The sequence below is a fragment of the Citrobacter youngae genome, from assembly GCF_003818115.1.
GTDB lineage: Bacteria > Pseudomonadota > Gammaproteobacteria > Enterobacterales > Enterobacteriaceae > Citrobacter > Citrobacter youngae.
Genome location: NZ_RPOI01000041.1, coordinates 1 through 4,435 on the forward strand (window position 1 = coordinate 1; position 4,435 = coordinate 4,435).

General features: G+C 48.7%; 4 protein-coding genes, 4 tRNA genes, 1 rRNA gene and 1 pseudogene. 2 read left to right on the top strand and 8 right to left on the bottom strand.

The window, feature by feature from the left end; translation table 11 throughout:
* From EHN13_RS23470 to EHN13_RS23490, 5 genes are all read right to left on the bottom strand, one after another.
* The coding region (locus tag EHN13_RS23470; RefSeq protein WP_001326213.1) for a GTP-binding protein at positions 1–165 on the bottom strand (165 nt) is incomplete at its 3' end.
* Positions 166–283: 118 nt separating this feature from the next.
* Positions 284–359 (bottom strand) — tRNA-Thr (locus EHN13_RS23475).
* Between the two features lie 5 nt (positions 360–364).
* Positions 365–439: transfer RNA gene (locus EHN13_RS23480), tRNA-Gly, on the bottom strand.
* A 115-nt stretch (positions 440–554) separates the two neighbouring features.
* Positions 555–639, bottom strand: a tRNA-Tyr gene (locus EHN13_RS23485).
* An 8-nt stretch (positions 640–647) separates the two neighbouring features.
* Positions 648–723 (bottom strand) — tRNA-Thr (locus tag EHN13_RS23490).
* Between the two features lie 19 nt (positions 724–742).
* On the opposite strand from EHN13_RS23490, the pseudogene EHN13_RS24435 reads away from it, so the two are divergent.
* Both EHN13_RS24435 and coaA read left to right on the top strand, forming a co-directional pair.
* Positions 743–823 (top strand): annotated as a pseudogene (locus tag EHN13_RS24435) (hypothetical protein); the annotation flags it as partial.
* Between the two features lie 290 nt (positions 824–1,113).
* Positions 1,114–2,064 carry a type I pantothenate kinase gene (gene coaA, locus EHN13_RS23495; RefSeq protein WP_043018507.1) on the top strand — a complete coding sequence of 317 codons (951 nt, stop codon included), beginning with the start codon at positions 1,114–1,116 and terminating at the stop codon, positions 2,062–2,064.
* Positions 2,065–2,099: 35 nt separating this feature from the next.
* Here coaA and birA read toward each other — a convergent pair whose 3' ends face one another.
* The 3 genes from birA to rrf form a co-directional block, all read right to left on the bottom strand.
* On the bottom strand, positions 2,100–3,062 hold the full coding sequence (birA, locus tag EHN13_RS23500) for a bifunctional biotin--[acetyl-CoA-carboxylase] ligase/biotin operon repressor BirA (RefSeq protein ID WP_124022169.1): 963 nt from the start codon (positions 3,060–3,062) through the stop codon (positions 2,100–2,102).
* The gene (gene murB / locus EHN13_RS23505) at positions 3,059–4,087 is read right to left on the bottom strand and encodes a UDP-N-acetylmuramate dehydrogenase (protein ID WP_048214126.1); all 1,029 of its coding nucleotides are present in this window, start codon (positions 4,085–4,087) and stop codon (positions 3,059–3,061) included. Before murB ends, birA begins: the two co-directional genes overlap by 4 nt.
* A gap of 185 nt (positions 4,088–4,272) precedes the next feature.
* Positions 4,273–4,388 (bottom strand): 5S ribosomal RNA (gene rrf, locus EHN13_RS23510).
* Positions 4,389–4,435: the final 47 nt, after the last annotated feature.

Genomic DNA, 4,435 nt, shown 5'->3' on the forward strand with positions numbered 1-4,435 from the left:
TTCCGGCGCGTTATCGATCTGATCGAATGCGCGAGCAGCACCACCGTAGGTTTTAGCCAGAACGGTAGTGATTGCAGCGGTCAGCGTTGTTTTACCATGGTCAACGTGGCCGATAGTACCGACGTTAACGTGCGGTTTAGTACGTTCAAATTTTTCTTTAGACATCGATTGTCCCTCTAAGACACGGATAAATCGGTGATATCACCACATCAACCAGGCAATATACCTGAGCTGTTGAATGCTTTTAAAAGTAAACAGAGAGAAACGGGAGGGAGAAGTGAAGTGGTGCTGATACCCAGAGTCGAACTGGGGACCTCACCCTTACCAAGGGTGCGCTCTACCAACTGAGCCATATCAGCACGTCTGGAGCGGGCAGCGGGAATCGAACCCGCATCATCAGCTTGGAAGGCTGAGGTAATAGCCATTATACGATGCCCGCATCCTGAAACTCGGCTACCCAGTTCTTTCTGTAACAAAAAAGAGATTTCTCTCTTTTATGTTTGAGCTGATTAAATTTTTTAACCAACTCAGGCGGCGATAACGCTGCCAGAAAGTGGTGGTGGGGGAAGGATTCGAACCTTCGAAGTCTGTGACGGCAGATTTACAGTCTGCTCCCTTTGGCCGCTCGGGAACCCCACCGGACTTGATGGTGCCGACTACCGGAATCGAACTGGTGACCTACTGATTACAAGTCAGTTGCTCTACCTACTGAGCTAAGTCGGCATCAAGTAGCGCGCATTTTATGGATACCTGCGTGCTCATGCAACTAAAAAATTGCATAAAATGTTCTTCCGCTCACATTTTGCACTATACGCCCGATAAATAATCTATTTCTTATCTGAATTGCACAAATTTCCAACGTTGAGCGTTATAACCGGAGAGGGTTTTGCTCCGTTATTCACGTCCAGACAGAGAGAAAGCACATCTTTATACATCTGGAATACTCGTCACAATGCTTTTCAGGGGACGATTTTTTCTTATTATTCCCCCTCATCTGGTGTTACCCTCCTGCCCATTGTCCAAATTAACTGAAATGTGCGTGCCATTGCGTGCCGGGGATGATTTCGTTTTTTACCGCAGACCTGATATAGCAATGACAGCCAGACCATGCGTATGAGTATAAAAGAGCAAGCGTTAACGTCGCCTTACCTACAGTTTGATCGCAACCAGTGGGCTGCGCTTCGTGATTCCGTGCCGATGACCCTGACCGAGGAAGAGATTGCTCGTCTTAAAGGCATTAACGAAGACTTATCGCTGGAAGAAGTTGCCGAGATTTATTTGCCTCTATCGCGTTTGCTAAATTTTTACATCAGTTCGAACCTGCGACGTCAGGCAGTGCTGGAGCAATTTTTAGGCACGAATGGCGAGCGTATTCCTTATATCATTAGTATTGCTGGCAGCGTCGCCGTCGGTAAAAGTACGACAGCGCGCGTTTTGCAGGCACTGCTTAGCCGCTGGCCAGAGCACCGCAAAGTTGAGCTGATTACGACCGATGGGTTTCTTCACCCAAACCAGGTGTTGAAAGAACGCGGGCTCATGAAGAAGAAAGGCTTCCCTCAGTCTTATGATATGCACCGTCTGGTAAAATTTGTTTCCGACCTGAAGTCAGGCGTCCCTAACGTCACAGCGCCGGTCTATTCTCATCTAATCTATGATGTGATCCCTGATGGTGACAAAACCGTTGCCCAGCCGGATATATTGATTCTCGAGGGGTTAAATGTATTACAAAGCGGAATGGACTATCCCCACGACCCGCATCATGTATTTGTTTCTGACTTCGTCGATTTTTCTATTTACGTTGATGCGCCAGAAGAATTACTCCAGACATGGTATATCAACCGCTTCCTGAAATTCCGTGAAGGGGCATTTACCAACCCGGACTCTTATTTCCATAACTATGCAAAATTATCAGAAGATGAGGCTATCAACACTGCCACATCGCTATGGAAAGAAATCAACTGGCTGAATTTAAAGCAAAATATTTTACCAACGCGTGAAAGAGCCAGCTTGATAATGACTAAAAGTGCCAATCATGCCGTTGAGCAAGTCAGGTTAAGAAAATAAATAAAAAAGGGGAGCCGATGCTCCCCTTCTTTTTATTATTCAGCGCTTCTGAGCGATATTTCCCCACCCATCCATGGCTTTATCTCACCATTCTGCTCCAGCAATAGTGCACCTTGAGTATCTATTCCCCGCGAGACACCAAATATTTCTTTATCGCCAATAATGAGTTTAACCGGGCGGTTGATAAAGTTATCAAGTGCCTTCCAGCGTGATAAATAAGGCACTAACCCCTCTTGCTCAAACAGTATCAGTGCAGCACGAAGCTCGCGGATCAGTCGAGCCGCAAGAGTATTACGGTCAATGTTTATGCCTGCTTCCTGTAGGTTAATCCACCCCTGATTAACCACATTCTCTTCGACCCGGCGCATAGACATGTTAATTCCGGCACCAATAACGATTTGTGCGGCATCACCCGTCTTACCAGTGAGTTCTACCAGGATCCCTGCCAGTTTACGATCGAGCAAATAGAGATCATTAGGCCATTTAACACGAACTTTATCCGCACCCAGATCGCGTAAAACCTCAGCCATGACGATACCAATGACCAGACTCAGGCCAATTGCAGCGGCCGGGCCCTGCTCCAGGCGCCAGAACATAGAGAGATACAGGTTAGCACCAAATGGCGAAAACCATTTACGCCCACGCCGACCACGACCAGCCTGCTGATACTCCGCCACGCAGGCATCTCCGGATTCCAGTTGCCCAATTCGATCCAGCAGATACTGGTTGGTTGAATCGATTACGGGTAGAACAGTAATGTTTCCGCCACCCAGCTGAGAATGAATAAGTGATGAATCTAATAGCTGGATAGGTTCAGGTAAGCTATATCCTTTACCAGGGACAGTAAATACATCAACACCCCAGTCACGTAGCGTCTGGACATGCTTATTGATTGCCGCACGGCTCATTCCCAGCGTTTCACCGAGTTGCTCACCGGAGTGAAATTCGCCATCGGCTAATAATGAAATAAGCGTCAGGGGGACGGTATTATCCTTCATGCAACGATCTCCACGGCATTCACCTCACCCTGGGGGCCGATAAACCGGACTTCCGGTTCGAGCCAGACATTGAATTTCTCACCGACTTTTTGGCGTACGTGATGCGCAAGTTGCACCACATCCTGACTCGTCGCATGCTCTGCATTTATCAGCACCAGTGCCTGCTGCTGATGTACCGCTGCGCCACCAATGCGCATGCCTTTAAGCTGGCATTGATCGATAAGCCAGCCAGCAGCCAGTTTCACAGAACCATCAGCCTGCGGGTAATGAGGCGCAATCGGAAATTTCGCCAGTAGTTCCTGTGCGATATCCGAACTGACAACCGGATTTTTGAAGAAACTCCCCGCATTACCGTTTACTTTTGGATCGGGCAGCTTTGTGGTGCGCATATGACAAACAGAATCAAAAACCTGCTGAGGCGTTACCGTTGCAGGATCCAGGCGCGTCAGGTCACCGTAAGTGAGGACGGGCTGCCACTGTTTAGGTAAACGCAGCCCAACGGCTACAATCGCGAAACGATCCTGGTACTCATGCTTGAAGATACTGTCGCGGTATCCAAATCGGCATTCTGTGGCACTTACACGCAGATGCTTACCGGTAGCCAGTTCAATGCAGTCCACATATTCGCAAACACGCTGAAGTTCCACACCATAAGCACCAATATTCTGGATTGGCGATGAGCCAACACAGCCGGGAATAAGCGCCAGGTTTTCCAGTCCAGGCATGCCAAGCTGCAATGTATGCTGTACCAGATGATGCCAGTTCTCACCAGCCCCAACATGTAGGTACCACGCGTCAGGCTTCTCTGTAACCTCTATACCTTTAATACGATTGACGATCACTGTTCCCTGGAAGGTATCAAGAAACAGGACGTTACTCCCTTCGCCCAGGATCAGTACTGGATGATGTGATGCATTGGCTAATTGCCAGGCATTCAGTAGTTGTTGCTCATTTTCGGCGCGGACAAGTTCATTAGCTTGTTGATCGATACCGAAGGTGTTCCAGGCTTTAAGGGAGTGATTCATAGACGCTTTCCTGATGCAAAATCGCGCTTAGTTTACCGCATATGCTGCAGGATGGCTTGTGTTATGGAGGCTCAGGATGTTGCTTTGCCCCCGATGGTACGCGCTGCGCCGCATCCGGCAATGTGCACCCCGCACAGACGCAAAAAAGCCCATCCGTCAGGATGGGCTTCTTCACTTTAATTAATGCCTGGCAGTTCCCTACTCTCGCATGGGGAGACCCCACACTACCATCGGCGCTACGGCGTTTCACTTCTGAGTTCGGCATGGGGTCAGGTGGGACCACCGCGCTACAGCCGCCAGGCAAATTCTGTTTATCAGACCGCTTTATGCGTTCTGATGTCATCTGTA